Annotated in this window: 24 protein-coding genes; 8 read left to right on the top strand and 16 right to left on the bottom strand. The window is 62.6% G+C overall.

The window, feature by feature from the left end:
• Positions 1–204 precede the first annotated feature (204 nt).
• The 3 genes from FS665_RS19745 to FS665_RS19735 all read left to right on the top strand — a co-directional run bounded on the left by FS665_RS19745 (position 205) and on the right by FS665_RS19735 (position 1,448).
• Positions 205–645, top strand: a complete 441-nt coding sequence (locus tag FS665_RS19745) for a YkvA family protein (protein ID WP_145192327.1) — start codon at positions 205–207, stop codon at positions 643–645.
• Positions 646–744: 99 nt separating this feature from the next.
• Positions 745–1,083 (top strand): helix-turn-helix transcriptional regulator, encoded by a 339-nt coding sequence (locus FS665_RS19740; protein WP_145192323.1) that lies wholly within the window; start codon positions 745–747, stop codon positions 1,081–1,083.
• Positions 1,080–1,448: a hypothetical protein gene (locus FS665_RS19735; RefSeq protein ID WP_145192320.1), complete on the top strand. Its 369-nt coding sequence runs from the start codon at positions 1,080–1,082 to the stop codon at positions 1,446–1,448. Before FS665_RS19740 ends, FS665_RS19735 begins: the two co-directional genes overlap by 4 nt.
• Before the next feature lie 89 nt (positions 1,449–1,537).
• Here FS665_RS19735 and FS665_RS19730 read toward each other — a convergent pair whose 3' ends face one another.
• Positions 1,538–3,619, bottom strand: a complete 2,082-nt coding sequence (locus FS665_RS19730) for a carboxy terminal-processing peptidase (protein WP_178108376.1) — start codon at positions 3,617–3,619, stop codon at positions 1,538–1,540.
• Positions 3,620–3,763: 144 nt separating this feature from the next.
• Between FS665_RS19730 and FS665_RS19725 the strand changes: the two genes are divergently transcribed.
• Positions 3,764–4,726, top strand: a complete 963-nt coding sequence (locus FS665_RS19725) for an NAD(P)H-quinone oxidoreductase (RefSeq protein WP_145192314.1) — start codon at positions 3,764–3,766, stop codon at positions 4,724–4,726.
• A gap of 81 nt (positions 4,727–4,807) precedes the next feature.
• On the opposite strand, the gene FS665_RS19720 is transcribed toward FS665_RS19725, so the two are convergent.
• The 6 genes from FS665_RS19720 to FS665_RS19695 all read right to left on the bottom strand — a co-directional run bounded on the left by FS665_RS19720 (position 4,808) and on the right by FS665_RS19695 (position 10,088).
• Positions 4,808–5,461 (bottom strand): HAD family phosphatase, encoded by a 654-nt coding sequence (locus FS665_RS19720; RefSeq protein ID WP_145192311.1) that lies wholly within the window; start codon positions 5,459–5,461, stop codon positions 4,808–4,810.
• Positions 5,462–5,475: 14 nt separating this feature from the next.
• Positions 5,476–6,465: an ABC transporter ATP-binding protein gene (locus FS665_RS19715; RefSeq protein ID WP_145192308.1), complete on the bottom strand. Its 990-nt coding sequence runs from the start codon at positions 6,463–6,465 to the stop codon at positions 5,476–5,478.
• Position 6,466: 1 nt separating this feature from the next.
• Positions 6,467–7,261, bottom strand: coding sequence for an ABC transporter permease (locus tag FS665_RS19710; protein ID WP_145192305.1), 795 nt, complete (start codon positions 7,259–7,261; stop codon positions 6,467–6,469).
• Positions 7,251–8,090, bottom strand: a complete 840-nt coding sequence (locus FS665_RS19705) for an ABC transporter permease subunit (protein WP_145192302.1) — start codon at positions 8,088–8,090, stop codon at positions 7,251–7,253. Before FS665_RS19705 ends, FS665_RS19710 begins: the two co-directional genes overlap by 11 nt.
• Positions 8,087–8,893: an alkaline phosphatase family protein gene (locus FS665_RS19700; RefSeq protein ID WP_145192299.1), complete on the bottom strand. Its 807-nt coding sequence runs from the start codon at positions 8,891–8,893 to the stop codon at positions 8,087–8,089. The genes FS665_RS19705 and FS665_RS19700 overlap by 4 nt, the downstream gene beginning before the upstream one ends.
• 130 nt (positions 8,894–9,023) lie before the next feature.
• Positions 9,024–10,088, bottom strand: coding sequence for an ABC transporter substrate-binding protein (locus FS665_RS19695; protein WP_145192296.1), 1,065 nt, complete (start codon positions 10,086–10,088; stop codon positions 9,024–9,026).
• Positions 10,089–10,402: 314 nt separating this feature from the next.
• Between FS665_RS19695 and FS665_RS19690 the strand changes: the two genes are divergently transcribed.
• Entirely contained in the window at positions 10,403–11,116 is a 714-nt protein-coding gene (locus tag FS665_RS19690; RefSeq protein ID WP_145192293.1) for a UTRA domain-containing protein, read from the top strand.
• Positions 11,117–11,122: 6 nt separating this feature from the next.
• Here the strand turns inward: FS665_RS19690 and FS665_RS19685 are convergent, their stop codons facing one another.
• Positions 11,123–13,276: a mechanosensitive ion channel family protein gene (locus FS665_RS19685; RefSeq protein ID WP_145192290.1), complete on the bottom strand. Its 2,154-nt coding sequence runs from the start codon at positions 13,274–13,276 to the stop codon at positions 11,123–11,125.
• A 44-nt stretch (positions 13,277–13,320) separates the two neighbouring features.
• On the bottom strand, positions 13,321–13,488 hold the full coding sequence (locus tag FS665_RS23440; protein WP_178108374.1) for a hypothetical protein: 168 nt from the start codon (positions 13,486–13,488) through the stop codon (positions 13,321–13,323).
• Positions 13,489–13,591: 103 nt separating this feature from the next.
• On the opposite strand from FS665_RS23440, the gene FS665_RS19680 reads away from it, so the two are divergent.
• On the top strand, positions 13,592–14,134 hold the full coding sequence (locus tag FS665_RS19680) for a hypothetical protein (RefSeq protein ID WP_145192287.1): 543 nt from the start codon (positions 13,592–13,594) through the stop codon (positions 14,132–14,134).
• A 46-nt stretch (positions 14,135–14,180) separates the two neighbouring features.
• Positions 14,181–14,984, top strand: coding sequence for a hypothetical protein (locus FS665_RS19675; protein ID WP_145192284.1), 804 nt, complete (start codon positions 14,181–14,183; stop codon positions 14,982–14,984).
• Here FS665_RS19675 and FS665_RS19670 read toward each other — a convergent pair.
• The 5 genes from FS665_RS19670 to minC all read right to left on the bottom strand — a co-directional run bounded on the left by FS665_RS19670 (position 14,960) and on the right by minC (position 19,083).
• A complete protein-coding gene (locus FS665_RS19670; protein WP_145192281.1) occupies positions 14,960–16,249 on the bottom strand; it encodes a M18 family aminopeptidase in 1,290 nt (429 codons plus the stop codon). The two genes, FS665_RS19675 and FS665_RS19670, sit on opposite strands and share 25 nt — an antisense overlap.
• A 118-nt stretch (positions 16,250–16,367) precedes the next feature.
• On the bottom strand, positions 16,368–17,003 hold the full coding sequence (locus tag FS665_RS19665; RefSeq protein WP_145192278.1) for an RluA family pseudouridine synthase: 636 nt from the start codon (positions 17,001–17,003) through the stop codon (positions 16,368–16,370).
• A 150-nt stretch (positions 17,004–17,153) separates the two neighbouring features.
• A complete protein-coding gene (gene minE, locus FS665_RS19660) occupies positions 17,154–17,408 on the bottom strand; it encodes a cell division topological specificity factor MinE (RefSeq protein WP_021782476.1) in 255 nt (84 codons plus the stop codon).
• A 3-nt stretch (positions 17,409–17,411) separates the two neighbouring features.
• On the bottom strand, positions 17,412–18,224 hold the full coding sequence (minD, locus tag FS665_RS19655) for a septum site-determining protein MinD (protein ID WP_054893840.1): 813 nt from the start codon (positions 18,222–18,224) through the stop codon (positions 17,412–17,414).
• Positions 18,225–18,324: 100 nt separating this feature from the next.
• Positions 18,325–19,083 carry a septum site-determining protein MinC gene (gene minC / locus FS665_RS19650; protein WP_145192275.1) on the bottom strand — a complete coding sequence of 253 codons (759 nt, stop codon included), beginning with the start codon at positions 19,081–19,083 and terminating at the stop codon, positions 18,325–18,327.
• Between the two features lie 111 nt (positions 19,084–19,194).
• Between minC and FS665_RS19645 the strand changes: the two genes are divergently transcribed.
• On the top strand, positions 19,195–20,130 hold the full coding sequence (locus FS665_RS19645) for a lipid A biosynthesis lauroyl acyltransferase (protein ID WP_145192272.1): 936 nt from the start codon (positions 19,195–19,197) through the stop codon (positions 20,128–20,130).
• Between the two features lie 33 nt (positions 20,131–20,163).
• Here FS665_RS19645 and FS665_RS19640 read toward each other — a convergent pair whose 3' ends face one another.
• Together FS665_RS19640 and FS665_RS19635 are read right to left on the bottom strand one after the other, a co-directional pair.
• Positions 20,164–20,991: a VacJ family lipoprotein gene (locus FS665_RS19640; protein WP_145192269.1), complete on the bottom strand. Its 828-nt coding sequence runs from the start codon at positions 20,989–20,991 to the stop codon at positions 20,164–20,166.
• Complete coding sequence (locus FS665_RS19635; RefSeq protein WP_145192265.1) at positions 20,984–22,282, bottom strand: serine/threonine protein kinase; 1,299 nt, start codon at positions 22,280–22,282, stop codon at positions 20,984–20,986. Before FS665_RS19635 ends, FS665_RS19640 begins: the two co-directional genes overlap by 8 nt.
• Positions 22,283–22,339 lie beyond the last annotated feature (57 nt).

Raw genomic sequence — 22,339 nt, 5'->3', positions numbered from 1 at the left:
GCGGTGGGTATTGTCGGAGCAAAGACAGCGTGCTGGCGCTGCCAGGCTGCGCGGCAAATCGTTTGCGTGGCTGTAAATACTGTGTAAAAAACGCCCGATCTGACCGCGAGCCTTGCCTTATAGGCGCCTGGCGTCAGAAACTTCACCCTGTTCACAAGGTTATCCACAATAAATGTGGATAACCTTTTCGCCGCTGGAGGCCGTATGAGCGCACCTTGGAATTTTGCCCGCTTCTTGCCTTTGGCTGAACGCCTGCTCAGCCGTGGGCGGTTGCCAGCGCTGCTGTTCGCGGTTGCCCGCAAGGGCCCGAAGCTCGGCCAACTGCGCGATGACGTGAAGTTGCTGCAGTCGTTGTGCCTGGCGTGGTGGCGTGGCGAATACCGTGCGATCAGCCCCAAGGCGTTGGTGACCATCGTCGCCGGGCTGCTGTACTTCGTCAGCCCTATCGATGCCATTCCCGACTGGATTCTGGGCGTTGGCTTTCTTGACGACATCGCCGTACTCGGCTGGGTGCTCAAGACCGTAGGCGATGAACTGGCGCGCTTCAAAGCCTGGCGTGACAGCCAGGCGCCTGAGCGTCTGCGCGTGGTCGAGCGCTTGCCGGCGACCCCGCAAGCCCTGTTGCTGGAGCGCAATACACAGTGAAACCAGCCTGATCCTCACACACTTGCGTGGTTGGACATATAATTGGCATAAGGATTATGCCTATGGATTACATGTCGTGATCCTACGTGAGGGGGTTTTATGGGTATTCAGGTCATCAGCCGCGACGGTCAACCCGAGTACGCCGTCGTGCCCTGGGCGCAATACCAGGCTCTGCTCAAGGCGGCCGGACAGGCGCCGGCCGAAGCCGGGGCAGCGGAGCAGGAGCAGGCACCGACACGCGCGCAACTGCCAGCGTTCAGCGAAGTTGCACAGCTGCGCGAGGCCAAGGGTATCGCACCGGAACAGTTGGCGCGCAACGTCGGCGTCAGTCCGGCGTACCTGGCCATGATCGAATCCGGCGAGCGCGAGCCGGACGCGGCGATCCGTCGTGCATTGGCCTGGCACCTGGGCGTGGCCGGTTGGAGCGAGGCGTCATGAGTCAGGTCAGGATCAGCCGACAGCATTGGCAAAACCTGCTGGACGAGCTCGACCTGGCCCGCCGTCAACGCCATCTGCTCACCTACCGTGCGCTGATCGAGCGCCTGCAGTTGCCCAGCCCAGCCATGCAGACCCTGACCGCGGCGCTGGAGTACCTGGCCCTGCTCGATGCCCGTGCCGAGCAGCCGCTGCGCAGCTCGCTGGTTATCAGCCAGGGCGCCAGTCGCCTGCCACGCACCGGTTTTTTTGAATGCGTGGAGCGGCTCGGGCGTTTTTCCGGTCCGGTCGACGGCATGGAAGCAGCCTCATGGCATGCCTCGGAGGTGGTGCGCGTGTTCGAGTACAGCTATCCCGAAGCGGTTTGAGCGCACGTTTGTCTGGCCCATGAAAAACGCCCGGTGTTTTGCACCGGGCGTTTTCGTAGGGGCCCTCAGGCTCGCGGTGGGGTCACGGGTTATTTCTTGGCGACCTTGGTGCTCGCGCTGAGGTAGTCGATCAGGATGCGACCGGTTTCCGACAGGTAGGCGTCGTCTTCGGGCTTGGTGTTTTCATCTTCGCTTGGCAGCGCATCCTCGTCTTCTTTTTTCAGTTCCTTGAGCGGCTCTTCACCCTTGGCCTTGCGCCGGGTATTTTCCAGCGCCAGTTGCTTGGCCTCGATCTCATCGTGGCGTGCGCGGCGCTCTTGCTCATTGAGGCTGACGGTCTTCTCGTTCATCAGCTTCTGGGTCAGCGCCAGGCGGTCACGGATGTAGGTGAACTCGGCATCCTTGTCGCTGCGTGCTTCGTGCTGCGCCTTGAGCTGCGCCAGGTATGGCTTGAACGGATCGGACGCAGGCTTGACCACAGGGCGAATGGTGTCCCACGGCATCGCCTCGGGCAGGGCGCTTTCGCCGATTTCCTTGGTGTCGATGATCGACGGGTAGTCGATGTCCGGCAACACGCCCTGGTGCTGGGTGCTCTGCCCGGAAACCCGGTAGAACTTGGCCAGGGTCAGCTTCAACTCGCCATGGTTAAGTGGCTGGATGGTCTGCACGGTGCCCTTGCCGAAGGTCTGGCCGCCGATGATCAAGGCGCGGTGGTAATCCTGCATGGCGCCGGCGAAGATCTCCGAGGCCGACGCGGACAGGCGGTTGACCAGCAACGCCAGGGGGCCTTTGTAGAAGGCACCAGGGTTTTCGTCTTCGAGCACGTCGACGCGGCCATCGCTGTTGCGCACCAGTACGGTCGGGCCTTTCTCGATGAACAGGCTGGTCAGCTCCGTGGCCTCTTGCAGCGAGCCGCCACCGTTGTTGCGCAGGTCGATGACCACGCCGTCGACTTTTTCCTTCTGCAGCTCGGTGAGCAGTTTCTTCACGTCGCGCGTGGTGCTCTTGTACTCCGGATCACCGGCACGGTAAGCCTTGAAGTCAAGATAGAAGGCCGGGATCTCGATGATGCCGAGCTTGTAGTCACGCCCGTCCTGCTTGAGCTTGAGCACCGACTTTTTCGCCGCCTGCTCTTCGAGCTTGACCGCCTCGCGGGTGATCGAGACGATCTTGCTGGTCTGATCACTCGGCGCGTTGCTGGCCGGGATCACTTCCAGGCGCACGACCGAGCCTTTAGGCCCGCGAATCAGCTTGACCACTTCATCCAGGCGCCAGCCGACCACGTCGACCATTTCCTTGTTGCCCTGGGCCACGCCGATGATCTTGTCGGCCGGCGCAACCTGCTTGGTCTTGGCCGCCGGACCTGCCGGCACCAGGCGCACGATCTTGACCTGGTCGTTATCGCTTTGCAGCACCGCACCGATACCTTCGAGCGACAGGCTCATGTTGATGTCGAAGTTTTCGGCGTTGTCGGGCGACAGGTAGTTGGTGTGCGGGTCGTAGGACTGGGCGAAGGTGTTGATGTAGGCCTGGAAGATGTCCTCGGCGCGGGTCTGGTCCAGGCGCGCCAGTTGGTTCTTGTAGCGCTTGGTCAGGGTTTCCTGGATCTGCTTGGGTTCTTTGCCGGCGATCTTCTGGCGTAGCACTTCATCCTTGACGCGTTTGCGCCACAGCTCATCCAGCGCGGCCTGGTCTTTCAACCACGGCGCATCCTTGCGGTCGATCAGCAAGGTTTCCTGGGTGGTAAAGTCGATCTTGTCGACCCCTTTGCCCAGCTCTGCCAAGGCGAAGTCCAGGCGCTGCTTGACCCGATCGAGGTAGCGTTTGTAGATGGTGAAGCCAGGGTCGAGATTGCCACTTTTGAGGAAGTCGTCGAACTGCGTCTTCCACTTGTCGAACTCGGCGATGTCGGCTGCGGTGAAATAGCTGCGGGCCGGGTCGAGCAGCTTGATATAGCTGTCGTAGATGATTACCGAACGGGCGTCATCGAGGGGCGGCTTGCTGTAGTGGTGACGCTTGAGCAGTTCCACCACATTGAGGCTGGCGACGATTTCGTCGCGGTCCGGCTGCAGGCTGTCCCACTTGTTGGCGGCCGCCGCATTGCCGCCGAGCGTAAGGCTGCCCAGGCCGATCATCAAGGCGAGGGCGGTGCTGGGTAGGAAATGCTTCATGCTGATTCGACGTGGGGGCAATTGATCACGCATAGTAGGCCGTCTTTTCCGTTCGCCGGTTCCATCGGATCCGGGCAAATACTGCAAAAAGCCTGGGGAGCGGGCTCCCCAGGCTCAGTCATGTGATTCAACTATGGAGGCACTGTGAAGGCATTGCAAGGCGTTGACGGACATGTGGCCTGGGTCGAGGCCGAGCGCCCGGCGTGTGATGCGGGGCAGGTACGCATTCGGGTGGCCGCTGCGGGCCTCAACCGGGCTGATCTGTTGCAGATGAAGGGTCTGTATCCACCGCCGCCAGGCGCCAGCCCGTACATGGGCCTGGAATGCGCGGGGGTGATCGAAGAGGTGGGTGCTGGCGCCGCCTGGCGCGTCGGCGACCGAGTCTGCGCGCTGCTGGCAAGCGGCGCCATGGCCGAGCAAGTGGTGGTCGATGCGGGCCATGTACTGCCGGTGCCCGAGGGCTTGAGCCTGCACGAAGCGGCGGCCATTCCGGAGGTGTACGCCACGGCCTGGTTGAACATCTTCCAGCTGGGCGCGGTCAAGGCCGGGGAAAAGGTCCTGGTGCATGCCGGTGCCAGCGGTGTCGGCTCGGCAGCCATCCAGCTATGCAAGGCGTTCGGCAGCCCGGTGTGGGTCAGCGTCGGCTCCCAGGAGCGCCTGGATTACTGTCAGGCCCTGGGCGCTGCCGGGGGTGTGGTGCGCAACCAGAACCTCGATGCGCTGGACGCCATTGGGCCGTTCGACGTGATTCTCGATCCGGTCGGGGCCAGCTACGGCGAGCTCAACCTGAAGCTGCTGGCCCGCGATGGACGCTGGGTGATCATTGGGCTGATGGGTGGGCGCACGTTCGAGCTGGACCTTGCCCAAGTGCTGGGCAAGCGCCTGGAGATCACTGGCTCCACCCTGCGCAACCGCGACGACAGCTTCAAGGCGGAACTGCTGCGCGACCTGCAGCAGCAGGTCTGGCCGCTGTTCAGCGAAGGCCGGCTGTCACCCCAGCTGGTCGATACCTACCCGGTCGAATTCGCCCAGGCGGCGTATGCGGAGCTTGAGAGCAATCAGGTGTCCGGCAAGCTGGTGCTGGTGATCGACCCGAGTCTTACGTAACGCTGCGCAACACCCTTCGCGGGCAAGCCGGAGCGCCGAATCCACTGGGTCAGGCGCTGCCGGTGGCCGTGCACGGTGCGCTCAGGACCAGTCGAGGATCGGCCAGCCGTTGCGCTCGGCATGCTCGCGCAGGGTCGGGTCCGGGTTCACCGCATAGGGGTGATCCACCTTCAACAACAACGGCAGGTCATTGCGCGAGTCGGAGTAGAAACTCGCCCCTTCCAGGTTCTCCTGCTCCTGATCCAGCCACTCCAGCAAGCGCGTGATCTTGCCCTCGCGGTAGGTCAGCACACCGTGGGTCTTGCCGGTGAAGACGCCATTGACCGCCTCGAGCTCGATGGCCAAGTATTCGTCGACCCCCAGGCGCGCCGCAATCGGCCCTACAAGGTGGGCCCCAGAGGCAGAAATGATCAGGATGCGATCGCCACGCTGGCGGTGCTCGGCGATGCAACGACAGGCGTCGCCGTAGATGATCGGCTCGATCACCTCTTCCACCCACGGCTCGACCAGGTGCTCGATCTCTTCCAGGGTGCGCCCGGCGATCGGTTCCAGGCTGAAGTCCATGTAGGCCTCCATCTGCAAATGGCCCTTGCCGTACGCCTCCATCATTGCATGGTCGCGGCGCAGGAATTCCTTGCCATCGACCCAGCCCAGCCGGGCCATCTGCTCACTCCACAGCGATGCGCAGTCACCGTTGATGAGGGTTTCGTCCAGATCGAAAATTGCCAATGCCATCGTCTTGCTTCTCCTTAGGCCACTTCGCGCAGCGCCGTGGGGTCGATCGACAAGGATACCCGTTGGCCGTCGGCATGCAGGTCCGAGGGCGAGCGATTGAGCACGTCGACCACCAGCTCCACCTCGCGTACCTGTACGCGGTAGCGAATGACGTTGCCGAGCAGGCTGTGACTGCGCACCACGGCATCCAGTTCACCGATGAGCCCCAGGCTGATCGACTCGGGGCGGATGGCCAGGCGGCTGGTCACAGGGCGCTGCAACACCCGGCTGGCGCTGTCGGCATCGAGCAGGTTGTAGTTGCCGATGAAACCTGCGGCGAACAGGTCCACGGGCGCGGTATAGAGGGTTTCGGCATCACCGCTCTGGACGATGCGGCCCTGGTTCATCAGGAAGATGCGGTCCGACAGGGTCAGCGCCTCTTCCTGGTCATGGGTGACGAAGATGGTGGTCAAGCCCAGCTCGCGCTGGATCGCGCGGATCTGTTCGCGCAGGTGCTTGCGGATGCGTGCATCGAGCGCCGACAGAGGTTCGTCGAGCAGCAGCAGGCGTGGGCGGGTCACCAGCGAGCGGGCCAACGCTACCCGTTGGCACTGCCCGCCAGAGAGCTGATGCGGATAGCGCGCGGCGAAGCTGCCCAGTTCCACCAGCGCCAGCGCTTCGCGCACCCGCGCCTGGCTTTCGCTGCCCTTGACCTTCTGCATGCGCAGGCCGAAGGCGACGTTCTGCTCCACGGTCATGTTGGGAAACAGCGCGTAGCTCTGGAACACCATGCCGATGCCACGCTTTTGCGGGCTCAGCGGCACGATGTCCTGACCGTCGAGGAGAATCTTGCCAGCATCCACCGGGGTCAACCCGGCGATGCAGCGCAGCAGCGTCGACTTGCCGCAGCCGGAAGGGCCGAGCAGGGTGACGAACTCGCCGCGCTCGATCTGGCAGTCGATGTTCTCGAACACGCTGCTGGCGGCGTAGCTTTTTTGCAGGTTCTGTACGCTGACGAAGCTCATCTCAGGGTTTGTCCTTGTTCAAGCGGTTGGCGACCCAGGTCAGCACCAGCACGAAGGCGAAATACGAGATCACCAGCGCGCTGTTGAAGTGGCCGCTGCTGTTGCGCATGTTGTTCAGGTACACCTGCAGGGTTTCGTAGCGCGTGCCCACCAGCAGGTTGGCGAACACGAACTCACCGAACAGGAACGAGAACGACAGCAGTAACGCCACCATCAGGCCCTTGCGCAGGTTCGGCAGCACCACCAGCACGGCCGCCTGCCAAGTGCTGGCGCCGAGCAGTTGGGCGGCGTCCATCAGGTCGCGCAGATTGATCGCCTGCAAGTTGTTGGTGATCGCGCGGTACATGAACGGCAGGGCGATGGTGAAGTAGCAGCCGATCAGGATCCACGGGGTGCCGACCATGGCCATCGGGCCGCTGCCATAGAGCTGCAGCAGGCCGACCGAGGACACCACCGGCGGCACGGCGAACGGCAGCAGGATCAGGATGTTCATCAACGCGTCCAGGCGCGGGAAGTGGTAGTGCACAACGAACAACAGCGGCAGGATCAGCACCACCGACAGCAGTAGCGCGCCCACGCACACCAGCAGCGATTGGCCGAACGCCGCCAGGAAACGCGGCTCGCTCCACAGCGCGATGTACCACTTGAAGGTCAGTCCGCTGGGCAGCAGGCTGGCCGACCAGCTGGTGGCCAGCGAATAGAGCAGGGTACCTGCCAGCGGCAGCAGCAGGATCAGAAACAGCAGGTACACCACCAACCGGTGATAGAGCCCGCCAGCGGTTCTTTCAGCGCGCATGGTAGCTCCTTTTCAGCAACCACTGATGGGCCACGGTGACCAGCGTCATCAGGCCGACCAGCACCATGGCCAGGGCGCTGGCCAGGTTCGGATCGAGGCTGATGTCGCCGGCCACCAGCCCGGCGATGCGGATCGGCAGCACGTTGAAGTTGCCGGTGGTCAGTGCGTATACGGTGGCGTAGGCGCCCAGGGCGTTGGCCAGCAGGATGACGAAGGTGCCGAGCAGGGCCGGGGTCAGCACCGGCAGGCCGATGTGCCGCCAGTACTGCCAGTGATTGGCCCCCAGCAGCGCCGCCGACTCGCGCCAGTCCTCGCGCAGCGCATCGAAGGCCGGGTAGAGCAGCAAAACGCCCAAGGGAATCTGGAAGTAGGTGTACACCAGGATCAGGCCGCTCTTGGAATAGATGCTGAAGTCCTCGAGCAGGCCGATCTGCTTGAGCAGCAGGGTGAGCGCACCGTTGAAACCGAGCAGGATGATGAAGGCGAACGCCAGCGGCACACCGGCAAAATTGCTGGTCATGTTGGCGAATGCACTGACGAAGTCGCGCAGCCTGGAGTCGACCTGGCGCAGGGAATAGGCACCCAGCGTTGCGATGACGATGCCGAACAGGCTCGACCAGAAACTGATCTCCAGGCTGCGCTGCAATGCCTGCAGATAGAATTTGGAGGCGAACACCCGACTGAAGTTGGCCACGCCCCAGCCCGCTTCCGACTGCAGGCTGTTGACCGCCACCCAGGCCAGCGGGGCGATCTGGAAGATGATGAAGAACACCGCGAACGGCAGCAGGCAAAGCAGGGCCCGGTAACGCCTACGGCTACCCGTACTCACTTGAGCAGCTCCCGGCATACGCTCTTGTCGTGGGCGGCGCCGAGCAGCTCGCAGATCGTGCCGCACAGTTCGGTCTGCAACGGTTTGGCCGCCGGATCGAGGCTGAAGGCCTCACCGAAGACGAACAGCGGCACCTCGCGTTCCTCGGCCAGCAGGCCATTGTGCGAGCGATCGTTGTTCATGCCGTGGTCGGCGGTCACCAGCACCTGGTAGCCTTCTTCCAGCCAGCCTGGCAGGTAGTCGGCCAGGAGGATGTCGACACTGCGCGCCGCGTTGCGATACTGGCTGCTGTCCAACCCGTGACGGTGCCCGCTGTCGTCGATGCTCATGGGGTGCACCAGGAGAAAGTTCGGCGCATGGCGTCGGCGCAGGTATTCGCCATCGGCCAGCAGGTGCGAGTCGGGGTAGCGATCGTCCCAGTAGAACAGCCCGTGCTGGATGGGCAGCTTGGGTGCATGGGTATGCCGGTCGCGCTGGGCGTTGAAAGGGGAGCGGTTGTACAGCTCGCTCATCCAGTGATACGCCGCCGCCGCCGTGCCCAGGTTGGCCTCGCGGGCATAGTGAAACACGCTGCGCTGGTTGGACAGGCGGTTGATGTTGTTATGCACGATCCCGCTGTCGATTGGCGGCACCCCGGTGAGGATGCATTCGTAGAGCGGGCGCGACAGCGACGGCAGCTCGCATTCGACCCGATACAGCGCGGCCCGATCGGCTTCGACATAGGCATGCAGATGGCCCATGGCGTGGTGGGCGACCTGGTAGTTGAGGCCATCGAGCAGCACCAGGATGACGTTGTGCGACATGTTCTCTCCGTGTGGGGGGAAGGGCAGCGGGCAAGCAGCGAGCCGCAGACTGCAAGCTGCAAGCTCCAAGCAAAGCGGTTTAGCTTTTGCTTCTGCTTTTATTTGCAGCTTGCAGCTTGCTCCTCAGGCGCTACTCCATTTCGATGATCACCTGTTCCTGCCACATCTGCGGCAGTTTCTTCGAGGTGGTTTCCCAGACTTCGGCATTCTTGATCGGCTGCGCAGCGCCGTACTGCTCGTTAGGCAGCAGCTTGGCCTGCACGTCTTCTGGCAGCTTCAGGTGCTCGGCGCGGATCGGCCGGGCGTGGCCCTTGGCCAGGTTGATCTGGCCGGCGTCGCTGAAGATGTACTCGCGGGTCAGCTTGGCCGCGTTGGGGTGCTTGGCGTACTTGTTGATGATGGTGGTGTAACCCGAAATCACCGAGCCGTCCGAGGGAATCAGCACCTCGAAGCGCTTGGGATCGATCTGGTCACGGTAGCTCAGGCCGTTGAAGTCCCAGACCACACCCACCTCGACCTCACCTTTCTCCAAGGTCTGGATGGTCGGGTTGGCCAGCGACAGACGCTTTTGCTGGGCCAGCTTGGTGAACAGCTGCAGGCCAGGGGCGACGTTGCCTTCGTCGCCCCGGTAGGCGATGGCCGCAGCCAGCACGCCATTGGCAGCCTGCGCTGCAGTCCCCACGTCACCGATGGCGACCTTGTAGCTGCCGCGCTCCAGGTCGTGCCAGGTTTTCGGACGTTGGTCTTCCTTGACCAGATCCTTGTTGATGATGAACGCGATGGTGCCGGTATAGGCCAGCGCCCAATGCCCATCCTTGTCCTTGGCCCAGTCGGGAATCTGATCCCAGGTGCTGGGTTTGTAGGCTTGGCTGACACCCTTGGCCACGGCAATCGGGCCGAAGGCGGCGCCGACATCGCCGATGTCGGCACTGGCGTTGTCCTTCTCGGCTTCGAACTTGGCGATTTCCTGGGCCGAGCTCATGTCGGTATCGCTGTGCTTGAGGCCGTACTTGCTGGCCAGGTCGTCCCAAGTGCCTTTCCAGTTCGCCCAGGCGTCGGGCATGCCCACGCTGTTGACGCTGCCCTCCTTGCGCGCGGCGTCTTCCAGCGCCTTGAGGTCGGGACCGGCGGCCAGCGCCGAGGTGCACAGGGTAATGGCCGAGCCGAGCAGTGACGCCATGAACAACTTTTTCATCCGAAGCTCCTTGGGTGGGTGCCAACGTGATCGTTGTTACGACAAACGCGGTGGTTCTGCTGAGTTGGTCTAGGTCAGCAAAGCTTGGGCCAAGGTAGGCGCCTGGCATGACAGTTTGATGTAGCACCAGGTCCGCACCGGCCTTGCAGCTACAGCGTAGACCAGCCACGGGCCCGGCTGGGCGGGCGCACGGCCTTGCCGCGCGCTCGCCGCGGCGGGCCTGTCATGCCATGTTCATCTGCTGTGCCTAGGCTTGCACCACGCTCCACAGGCCCTGACATGGGGCTGGACTAGTCCAGGTAGGTAACTTTTCGATGCAATCGACGCCTCCGCGCGCGGTAACAGCCATCTGCCATGCCTTGCAGGAACAGATCGAGCACGGCCTGCTGGCGCCGGGCGGCAAGCTGCCGGCCGAGCGCCAGCTCAGCGAAGTGTTCGCCACCACACGCATCACCCTGCGTGAAGCGTTGCTGCAGCTGGAGGCGCAAGGCCTGATCTACCGCGAGGAGCGGCGTGGCTGGTTCGTCGCCTCGCAGCGCCTGACTTATGACCTGATCGAGCGCAGCCACTTCCATGCGATGGTGCGTGCCCAAGGCCGGGTGGCCAGCACCGAGTTGCTGTCGGCGCGTCTGCAACCGGCCTCGGCGGCCATCTGCGCGCGCCTGCAGCTGCCGGCCTTGTCGAGCGTGGTGCGTATCTGTCGGCTGCGGCGCATTGACGGGCGCGCCGTGTTGTATGCCGAGCACTACCTGAACCCCCGGCAGTTTCCCGGCATTCTCGAGCAGAACCTGGGGCAATCGCTTACCGAGGTCTACGCGCGGGTGTATGGCATCGGTTACGGGCAGGTGTGTTTCGAGATCCTGCCGACCGCGCTACCCCTGGAGGCAGCGGCGGCGCTGAAAGTCTCCACAGGCAGCCCAGGGCTGCAGATCACCCGGGTCAACAGTGACCAGCATGGCCGGCTGATCGACTGCGATCTGGAGTACTGGCGTCACGACGCGATCTGCATTCGCGCCCACGCAGGCTGACTGCGGTCAATCCGCAGCGCCGGTTTCGGTCATCTGGCCGCCTCCCGCGGTGACCACCTGGACCGACAGGCGTGGTGTCGCCAGGTCCAGGCCGGCCTCGTCGAGCTGGCGCTTCAACGCCAGGTTGAATGCGCGCGACACTTCCCACTGCTTGATTGGCGCGGTCTTCAGGCGCGCCCGCAGGATCGCTGAACCCGACTCGAAGCTCTCCACGCCTTGCAGCTCCAGGGGCGACCAGATGTTGCGCCGCATCAGCGGGTCGTTGCGCAGTTTCTGGCCCACCTCGCGAATCAGCGTTATCGCTTGGTCGATGCCCATGTTGTGCGGGATGGCGACGCGGAAAATGGCGTAGCCGAATTCGCGCGAGTAGTTCTTGATGCTCTTGATTTCGCTGAACGGAATGGTGTGCACGATGCCGTCGATGTCGCGCAGGCGCACGGTACGAATGGTCAGACCTTCGACCGTGCCGAGGTGGCCGCCGACATCGACATAGTCGTCGATCGCCAGCGAATCCTCGATGATGATGAACAAGCCGGTGATCAGGTCTGCCACCAGCGACTGGGCCCCAAAGCCGATGGCCAGACCGATCACACCGGCACCGGCCAGCAGCGGCGTGACGTTCATGCCCATGTTGGCCAGGGCGACGATCACCGCGATGATGAAGATCACCACGAACATCACGTTGCGGATCAGCGGCATCATGGTCTGCGCGCGGGCGTTGGCCAGGCCGCGACGCGAGCGCACCAGGGCGTGGTGCACGGCGGTGTCGGCCAGGATCCACACCAGCCAGGCAACGATCAGCGTGCCAGCCAGGCCCAGCACGCGCAGGCTCACCTCGTGGCCGTCGCCGTCGGCGAAGCGGATCATCGACAAGCCCCACACGCGCAGCCCCAGTTCGATGAACACCAGCCAGATGAACAGGTGCACCAGCAGGTAACCGAAGTTGCGCAAGCGCTCGGCATACACTGCCTGGCGCTTGCTGGCGCGTTTCGGATTGGCCGCCTGCCGGCGCACCAGGCCATTGAGCACCATGCACACCACCACCAGCACCGTGCACATCAACGATTGACGCAGGGCCGTGCTGGTGTCACCGGCGGAAATGAAGGTGGCAAACAGCGAGATGGCGACCAGGATCAGCGCCGGCACGAACCAGAAGCTGCCGAGGATCTCGATGGTGTCGCTGAGCGTGCGCCGATTCAACCGCCGCGACAGCGGCTGGTTGCGAATCAAATGTGCGATTGGCCGGCGAAAGCGCAGGATGAACAAGCCCGAGGACAGCGCGGCTACCACATTGGCCAAGGTCGCCAGGGCGTGCGCCAGGTGCGTGCCGAGCGCGACCAGCATGCGCGGATCGCTCATGGCCTCGCCAAACGCGGCGAAACTGCCGATCAGCCACAGCGGGCGAAAGGCCTGGTGGCGCAGGATGTGCAGGGCGCGGTGCCGGTGCGGCCCGTCCAGCAGGGAAAAGGCGATCACGCAGATCGCCGAGAAGCAGGTGCCGACTACCAGCGCATAGGCCAGCACCATGGCCAGCGACTTGCCCAGTGACGGCGGCAAGGCAAAGCTCAAGTACACGGTGAAGATCAACGCCACCAACCAGGGCCCGAGCTTACGCAGGGCAAAGCGCACCAGGTCCCAGGTGCGCGGGTGTTGCGGCAGCTCGGCGGTCAGGCCAAAACGCACCCGCACGCGATGGCCGACCCAGTTGAAGGCGTAGGCCAGCAGGCTCCATACCGCGATCACCGCGGCAAAGCCAAACAGGATGGCCGGCCACTGGTGCACTGGCACGATCAGTTCAGCCAGCTCGGCATGGGCTTGTTCGATTTCCTGGGACCAGCGGTAGAACGGGCTCGAGTCGCCGCTGAACTGTTTTTCAAAATCGTGCAGCGCGCCGCCGATCAGGCCGAGCACCCCCTGCTCGACCGAAGGCTGCGATTGCTGCGTGGCATCGCGCAGCTTCTTCAGGTCGGCCAGCAGCTTAGCGCGCTGCTGGTCGTTCTCCAGGCTCTTGATCACCTCGTCCAGTGATTTGCCCAGCGGCTCGGTGGCTTCGGGCTGGGCAGGGGCGCTTGAGCCCAGCAGGCCGGGCAGGCCCGCAGCATGGGCCGGGGTGATGAACAGAAACAGCAGCAGGGCAAGGCAACGCAGGAAGGCTGGCACCGGAAAATCTACCTCAGGTCAAACGATGGACCGAGTGTAGAGGTTTACGTCGGCAGTTTCTCCAGGATCGTCCAGCAGGTCAGGCCAAAGATGCCCAGCGTGCCGATCCACATCATCAGCACCCCGACATTACGCTCGCGCAGGCCGAAGCCGATGGTCAGCAGCATCAGGAACAGAAATACCGGCACGAACAACGTGAGGAAGGGGGACATGGCAGGGGTCCTTCTGCGTGGCATGGCTGTACCTCAAGCATAGCTGGCGGAGGGCGGTCGGGCGTGACATGCATCACGAAATGTTCAGTGCAGGAGAAATGTAGTGGATTTTTCCTACGCACTAATCAGACCACTTTCCTACATAGAAATTTGGGGACGGGCCGATACAGGAAGTACCACAAATTGTGTGGTTTTTCCTTTGGAGGTCATTGTGACTTTAAATTCAAAATTCGGCGGTGCAGGGCTAGTGCTAATAGGGGCGCTATCCAGTGCTGGAGCCGTCGCTGCCAATAATACGGCCACTGTATTGATTGATAATAAAACTACAGATCCGGCTAAGTTTACTTACGAGCAATTTTCGGGTACCGCTAAGCCGGTATTTAGCGAGGTGCCAGGAAACAAGATAGGCACCTTTGTTGTAACTAGCTTCACCGACAGCGCCTCAGGCATGCGTTTCAGCTACAGCGCAGGGGCTAAAAAATGTCGATTCGTCGTCTCCCACACAGCGCCACCACCGTACTACGTCCCCAACTGGAAGAAAGAGGCAACCTCGACGGGCTCGGCCCGCGCCATCTGCACAGTAAAACTCGAGAAAATATCCACAAATCTACCGTACGACTACACGGTACGGTTCACGGTGCAGTGATTGCCAGCGGGCATCATTGATGTCCGCTTTATTACAAGAGGGTCGAATGATGAAAATAATGCCTACGGGGTCGACGTTCCACCTCCGCTCACCGGCCTCGCCTTCGCTACCCACTGGCTTGCCTGAACAGGAGCAGAGCCGTGATCAATCAGTCACGCTTTCCTCGCAGGGCCTGGAAAAAGCCAAGACGAGAAGCGATTTACTGGCTCAACATGCGCGTATCTATGGGAAGGACAGCTTGGCATCCCAGCTCCGGCAAGAGTACCTAGCGCTTGGCGAGGAGCGCTTCCGTCTTATCAGCCCACCCGAACATTACGGTGCCGCAGAAGTCCAGCGATTCAGCAAGACACTGGATTACCTAGTTTGTTTACAGAAGCTCACCGGCACAGAAACCAGATCCGACAAGAATCCGTTCTGGGAGATGAGCCGTGATGAATTAGCGGCGATCGAACTTGATGAAGAGCATTATTCAATGGAGGAGCGTAGTGCGGCACAAAGAGCCAAGTGGCAAAAAGATACTATTTACTTCACCCGCCTCATCGACTACGCCAACAGCACCCATGACTTGAGGCCTCTGTATAAAGGCTACTTGGAGTTTCTCGACAATATCACCCCGGTGGAGCGGCTCAACTACCCAGACGGCGAGCGAGAGTCGGTGGCCGCCGAGCTGTTTCAGGCAGAAAAAGAACACGGACGCCTGCCGGAAGCGTTGTCACTCTGGCAACTGATCGATTGGCCTGAGGACGGCAAGCTCAACACCGAGCATCTGCTGCAGCCGCCAGCTGCGGAACCCACCTCGGCTGTCGAGACGGGCCCCGCCGAGGGTCAAGGCAATTCGCGGCTGCGGTAGAAGGCGGTCAGCACTTTGACCAGATGCGCCAGGTCATGGCTGCCACACAGTTCGCGTATCGAGTGCATGGCAAAGGTCGGCAGGCCAATGTCGACCGTGCGCACACCTAGATGGCTGGCCGTGATCGGGCCGATGGTCGAACCGCACCCCATGTCGCTGCGTACCACGAAGCTCTGCACCGGCACTTCCTCGGCCATGCACAGGTGGCGGAAGAAGCCGGCGGTTTCGCTGTTGGTGGCGTAGCGCTGGTTGTTGTTGACCTTGATCACCGGGCCGGCGTTGAGCTTGGGCCCATGGTTGCCATCGTGCTTGTCGGCATAGTTGGGGTGCACGCCATGTGCGTTGTCCGCCGAGACCATCAGCGAGCGTTGAATGGTGCGTACATAGGCGTCGCCATCGGGCAGCAGGCGCTGCAAGGTCTGCTCGAGCATCGGGCCATCGGCGCCGCATGCCGAGCAGCTGCCGACTTCCTCGTGGTCGTTGCACACCAGCACGCAGGTCTCGTCGCTGTCAGCGGCGAGCAACGCCTGCAAGCCGGCATAGCACGACAGCAGGTTGTCCAGGCGCGCCCCGGCGATGAAGTCGCCGTTAAGGCCAATCAGTGCAGCGTCCTGGGTGTCGTAGAAGCTCAGTTCGTAGTCCAGCACCACATCGGCGTTCAGGCCGTGCTCGCGGGCCAGTTGCTCGGTGAGCACGGCGCGAAAATCGATGCGTTCATCGCCTGCGACCTGGGCCAGGATCGGCGGCAGCTCGGTCTGCGGGTTGATGTGCCAGCCTTCGTTGGCCGTGCGGTTCAGGTGAATCGCCAGGTTCGGCACGATGGCGATCGGCAGCTTGAAGTCGATCAGTTGGCTCTCGACCTTGCCGTCGCGGCGGAAGGTCACTCGCCCGGCCAGCGACAGGTCGCGGTCGAACCATGGCGATAGTAGCGCACCGCCGTAGACCTCGACCCCGAGTTGCAGAAAGCCCTGGCGCTGCAACTCAGGCTGTGGCTTGACCCGCAGGCACGGGCTGTCGGTGTGCGCGCCGACCATGCGAATACCGTTTTGCAGCGGCGACTGCTTGCCGAGCTTGATGGCGATGATCGACGAGTCGTTGCGGGTCACGTAGTAGCGCCCGCCGGGTACCGTGGCCCAGCTGTCACGCTCGTCCAGGCGCTGGAAGCCGGCCGCTTCCAAGCGCTGGGCGAGGCTGGCGGTGGCGTGGAAAGGCGTCGGTGAGCCCTTGAGAAATTCGATCAGGCCAGTGTTCAGGGTTTCGCGCATATCTACTCCAGGGCGAACGGCAAGCTTCAAGCTTCAAGCCTCTAGCTGCAAGCTGCAAGCAAAAACAAGCTGCGACGCGGTCCGCCCTTGCTCTTCCTTGCAGCTTGCAGCCTGCAGCTCAAAAGGGTGCGGGGCAGTCGAACTTCAGGCGTTCGCCGCTGACCGGGTGGGTGAAGCTCAGCATCGAGGCATGCAGGCACAGGCGCTCATGGGCTGCCAAGGCTTCAGGGTTGGCGTACAGACGATCGCCGAGCAGCGGATGACCGATCGACAGCATGTGCACGCGCAACTGGTGCGAACGGCCGGTGATCGGCGTCAGCTCGACACGGCAGTGGTCGCCACAGCGCTCGACCACGCGCCAGTAGGTCAGGGCATGCTTGCCCTGCTCGTGGTCGACCACGTGCCGAGGCTTGGTCGGCGGGTCGTAGCGCAGCGGCAGATCGATGCTGCCGCTGTCCAGCGCCGGCTGGCCCCAACACAGCGCCGTGTAGGCCTTTTCGGTTTCGCGGTCGTGGAACTGGCGCGACAGCTCGCGGTGGCTGGCGGCATCGCGGGCGAGCAGGATGATGCCCGAGGTTTCCCAGTCCAGGCGGTGCACGATCAGCGCGTCGGGATAGCCATTGTCCTGCAGGCGGGTGATCAGGCAGTCCTTGTTGTCCTCGGCACGACCCGGCACGGACAACAGCAGCGTCGGCTTGTTGATCACCAAAATGGCGGCGTCTTCGTGAAGGATCTGGATGTTCGACAGCGGCATTGCAAGGTCTCGGTTATATCGGGAAAACCATTGGGGCCACTTTGCGGCCCATCGCGACACAAGGCCGCTTCTGCAGGGGAATGCGTATCCCCTGTAGGAGCGGCCTTGTGTCGCGACGGGCTGCAAAGCAGCCCCGGTTTTTTTGCCGGATCAGCGATCAGGCAAGGTGATGTTCAGCTCCAGGATCGAGCAGCTGCCCTGGTTCTCCAGCTCGATGTGTACGTCGTCGTTGCCGATGTTCACATACTTGCGGATCACTTCCAGCAGTTCTTTCTGCAGCGCCGGCAAGTAGTCCGGTTCGCTGCGCTGGCCGCGCTCGTGCGCCACGATGATCTGTAGACGCTCTTTCGCGACCGATGCGCTGGACTGTTTCTGTCTGCCACGAAAGAAGTCAAAAAGGTTCATGGTTTATTTGCCTCCAAACAGGCGCGCGAAGAATCCTTGCTTCGGCACTTCGATGAAACGCAGGGGTTTCTCTTTGCCCAGGAGGCGGTCGACCGTATCGCTGTAGGCCTGGCCTGCATCGCTCTGGTCGTCGAGGATCACCGGGATGCCCTGGTTGGAAGCCTTGAGTACGGCTTGCGACTCGGGAATCACGCCCTTGAGCTTGATCGCGAGGATCTCTTCGACGTCGGCGATGCTGAGCATTTCGCCTTTTTCGACGCGCTCTGGGTGGTAGCGGGTGATCAGCAGGTGTTCCTTGATCGGCTCCTCGCCGTTCTCGGAGCGACGCGACTTGCTCGACAGGATGCCCAGCATGCGGTCCGAGTCACGTACCGAAGACACTTCAGGGTTGGTCACGACAATGGCTTCGTCGGCAAAGTACATCGCCAGGTGCGCGCCTTTCTCGATACCGGCCGGGGAGTCGCAGATCACGTAGTCGAACTGCTCCTTGAGCTCCATCAGCACTTTTTCCACGCCTTCCTGGGTCAGCGCGTCCTTGTCGCGGGTCTGGCTGGCGGCCAGCACGAACAGGTTCTCCAGGCGCTTGTCCTTGATCAGCGCCTGCTGCAGGTTGGCTTCACCATTGACCACGTTGACGAAGTCGTACACCACGCGACGCTCGCAACCCATGATCAGGTCGAGGTTACGCAAGCCCACGTCGAAGTCGACGATGACAGTCTTGTGGCCGCGCAGTGCGAGGCCGGTGCCGATGGCGGCGCTGGTGGTGGTCTTGCCCACACCCCCTTTGCCGGAAGTGACGACGAGAATCTTGGCCAAGGTGTTTCACCCCTAAATAAGTTGGGACACGGGTCCCTGCAATAAGCAAATAAACGGCAACAGATAAAAAAGTTGCTCTAAAAATGACGGCAAGTATCCGTTAAAGACGGGTGATGTTCAACACGTCACCGGACAGGCTGACTTGCACGCCGGCGCCCCACAGCGGGTCGCGGCGCAGGTCTTCGCAAACCTTGTACTGGCCCGCGATCGAGACCATTTCAGCGGTCATCTGCTGACAGAAGATACGGGCCTTGGTATTGCCTTTTATGCCGGCCAGGGCACGGCCGCGCATGGCGCCGTACACATGGATGTTGCCATCGGCCAGAAGTTCCGCACCCGGGCTTACCGAAGCCGTGACGATCAGATCGCCGCCCTGGGCGTAGATCTGCTGACCGCCGCGCACCGGCGAGGTGATGATGCGCGTGGGGCGCACGTCCGGCTCAGCGGCCACGGCCGGGGCCGGCGCAGGTTCCGGTTTTTTCGCTTCGGGCTCTGGCTCCAGCGGCCGTTCGCGCGCACCGGAGGGCGGCAGCACCGGCAGGTCGATGGCGATCGCCGCGGCGATGTCCTCGATGCGGTTGGCACGGATCGCCAAGGTTCGCAGGCCATGATGACGGCAGATACGCATCAGCCCCGGCAGGTCGACTGCACCCTCGTCGGCAGGCAGCTTGTCCAGCGCCAGCACCAGCGGCGTATTGCTGAAGAAGTTCGGGGCCTGGGCCACTTTCGCCGCCAGCTGGCGATCGAGGGCTTGCAGGTCGTTACGCCCCAGTTCCAGCACAGTGATGGCGAGCATGCTGCCCTTGAGCTGGAACACGGAGGCGGTGTCGGGTGTGTGGTTTGGGCTCATGGTCTGCATAGACGGCTTGTTGCGAAAAAAGTGCCCTGACTTATAACGATAAGACCGGTTGGCCGCAACCGGTGCCGATCCGATGTAGAATGCTCGGCCCTTGTCTTGCCGGAAGCTTCAATGGAACGCCCGCGTTTTCAACCCTATTTCCTCCATCCGCGCTTCTGGGGCCTGTGGTTGGGCCTGGGCCTGCTGTGGCTGGTGGTGCAGTTGCCTTACCGCGCCCTGCTGTGGCTCGGCAGTGCGTTGGGCGCGCTGATGTACCGCGTCGCCGGTGAACGTCGGCGTATCGCCGCGCGCAACCTCGAGCTGTGTTTTCCCGAGCTGTCCGACGACGAACGGCGGCGCCTGCTCAAGGCCAATTTCGCCTCCACCGGCATCGCCTTCTTCGAAATGGCCATGAGCTGGTGGTGGCCCAAGGCGCGCCTGGCGCGCCTGGCGCACATCGAGGGCATCGAGCACCTGCAGGCGGCGCAACAGGCCGGGCAGGGGGCGATCCTCATGGCCGTGCACTTCACTACCCTGGAAATCGGCGCCGCGCTACTGGGCCAGGCGCATACCATCGACGGCATGTACCGCGAGCACGGCAACCCGCTGTTCGACTTCATCCAGCGCAGCGGCCGCGAGCGGCACAACCTCGACTCGCTGGCCGTCGAGCGTGACGATGTGCGCGGCATGCTCAAGCTGCTGCGTGCGGGGCGGGCGATCTGGTACGCGCCGGATCAGGACTACGGCGCCAAGCAAAGCATCTTCGTGCCGCTGTTTGGGATTCCTGCGGCGACGGTCACGGCAACTACCAAGTTCGCCCGCCTGGGCAAGGCCCAGGTGATTCCGTTCACCCAGAAGCGCCTGGAAGACGGCAGTGGTTATCGTCTGGTGGTGCATCCGCCGCTGGCGGATTTTCCGGGGGAAAGCGAAGAAGCCGATTGCCTGCGCATCAACCAGTGGGTCGAGCAGGTGCTGCGCGAATGCCCCGAGCAATACCTGTGGGCGCACCGACGCTTCAAGTCGCGCCCGCAAGGGGCGCCCCGGCTCTACGAGAAACGCCCGCGCTGATGGCTGCGGCGCCCGCCCGGGCGCCGCAGCGGCTCACTCGGCGATCTGCAGCTTGCGCGACTGAGTGTAGACGTAGCGCACTTTCTCGTACTCGAACGGCGAGTTGAGTTGGCCATAGCGGAAGTTGGTGGTGTAGCGCTTGTCGACCACGCGCAGGGCGAAGATTTCCGGGTAGCGCTTGCTGGCGTCGGCCACGTTCAGGTAGTTGGCTGCCTGCTCGCCGGCGTAGTCGACCACCAGGCCTGTGGTGTCGCGCAGGTTGGACGGGCCAAACAACGGCAGCATCAGGTACGGCCCATCGGGCACGCCATAGAAGCCCAGGGTCTGGCCAAAATCTTCGCTCTGGCGCGGGATGCCCATCTTGGTCGCCGGGTCCCACAAGCCGCCCACGCCGATGATGGTGTTGAACATCAGCCGCGCGGTGATCTCGGCCGAACGCTTGGCCTTGAGCTGCAACACGCTGTTGAACAGGTTCGGCACATCGCCCAGGTTGTTGAAGAAGTTGCTCACCCCGGCGCGCACGAAGCTCGGCGTCACGTACTGGTAGCCGTTGACCAGGGGCAGCAGCACCCATTGGTCGAGACGGTAGTTGAAGTGGTAGATGCGCCGGTTCATCGATTCCAGCGGGTCATACACGTTGAGCGCTTCGAGGGTGGAGCGTTCGAATTCGCGTTGATCCAGGCCGGGGTTGAATTTCAGTGCACGCAGTGGGTCGAGGAAGCCATCGCTTTCCGGCGTCAGGGGCGCCTGGTCGGTGATTTGCGGGTCGCCTTCGACCACGCTGGCGCGCGGCGCGGTTTCCGCCGCCAGGGCATTGCCGGCAACGAGCAGGGCAGCGGCGAGGAGCAGTTTGTTAGCCACGGAAGAACTCCAGCATGGCGTCGCTGTTGACGCGGTAGTTGAGGTTGCCGCAATGGCCGCCATGGGGGTAGAGGGTCAGGCGCTCGCCGAACACCTTGCGCAGGAAACCGATATCGCCAGGGCCGAGGATCACGTCATCGGCGTTGTGCATCACGGCGATCTTGTCGCTTTTGTGCAGGTAGTCTTCCAGGGCGTACAGGCTGACCTGGTTGATCAGTTGCAGGATGCTGTTGCCGTCGGTGCGGGCGCGCCACATCGGGATCACCTGCTCGGTCATGTAGCAGTCGAAGTCGCATTGCAGCGCACGCTTGAAGAACGGTGTCAGGCTGCTGCCCTCGGTGATCGGAAACTTCGGCGGGATGATCAGCCCACGGCGGTTGATCAGGTCCGAGGTAAAGGCGATGTCGGCGGCCGAGAAGCGGAACGAGGTGCCGATGAGCATGGCCATCTGTTCGTTGGACAGGTGCTGGCGCGAGCGCTGGAAGTCATACAGCAGCGCGTCGTTGAGGTCGACGAAGCCCTTGTCCTGGAAATAGCGCGTCAGCTTTTCCAGCATCAGTTCATAGAAGGTGGTGCTGCGATCGATGCCCTTGACCTGGGTTTGCACCAGCTTGTCGAGGTTGTTGATCGAGGTGAACAGGTTGACCGGCGGGTTGAGCAGCAGCACCCGCTTGAAGTTGAAGCTGCGGCGGGTTTCGTCCAGGTGGCTGACGAAGGCGGCGTCCAGGGCGCCCAGGCTGTAGCCGGTCAGGTAATACTCGCTGACCGGTAGGCGCGGATGCTGGGCGCGTACGGCCTGCATCACCCGGTACATGTCCTCGGCGTCTTCCTTGCTGATCCCGGGGGTGGCGAAGCGCGAGGCAGCGCTCATGAAGTCGTAGCTGGTCGGTGAAGACAGTTGTACGACGTGGTAACCGGCTTGGTAGAACAGCTTCTTGAGGTATTCGTTGATGGTGCTGGAATACGGTGCCCCAGTCCCGGCGATGATGAAGATCAACGGCGCGGCGTGGTCCTGGCGAGCCAGGCGATACTTGAGTTTCTTCACCGCCCAGAAGTTGTCGGGCAAGGTGAACTCGCGCTCCGGGCGCAGGGTAAGGCTGTAATCGGATTGGTCGATTTCATCGTCGCTGGGCAGCGTCGGGCGCTGTTCCGGCGGCGTGGTGGCGATGGTCGCCTCGAACGGGTTGGTCAAGGGGTAGCCGTAGCTGGCGGCGTCGATATCCCGCGCCGACGCGGCCGCAGCCATGAGCAGGCCACCAAGAAGGGCGGCGAGGCGCCAAGATCGAAGCATGTAGTCCCCCAGAAGGATCAAGGTCGAGCAGTATGCAGGCTAGGACCACGCCGGCCT

The organism is Pseudomonas sp. URMO17WK12:I11 (genome assembly GCF_007677725.1).
In the GTDB taxonomy this organism is placed as follows: Bacteria; Pseudomonadota; Gammaproteobacteria; order Pseudomonadales; family Pseudomonadaceae; genus Aquipseudomonas.
The sequence above is the reverse complement of the archived record's forward strand: the minus strand, read 5'-3'. Positions and strand labels throughout refer to the sequence as shown.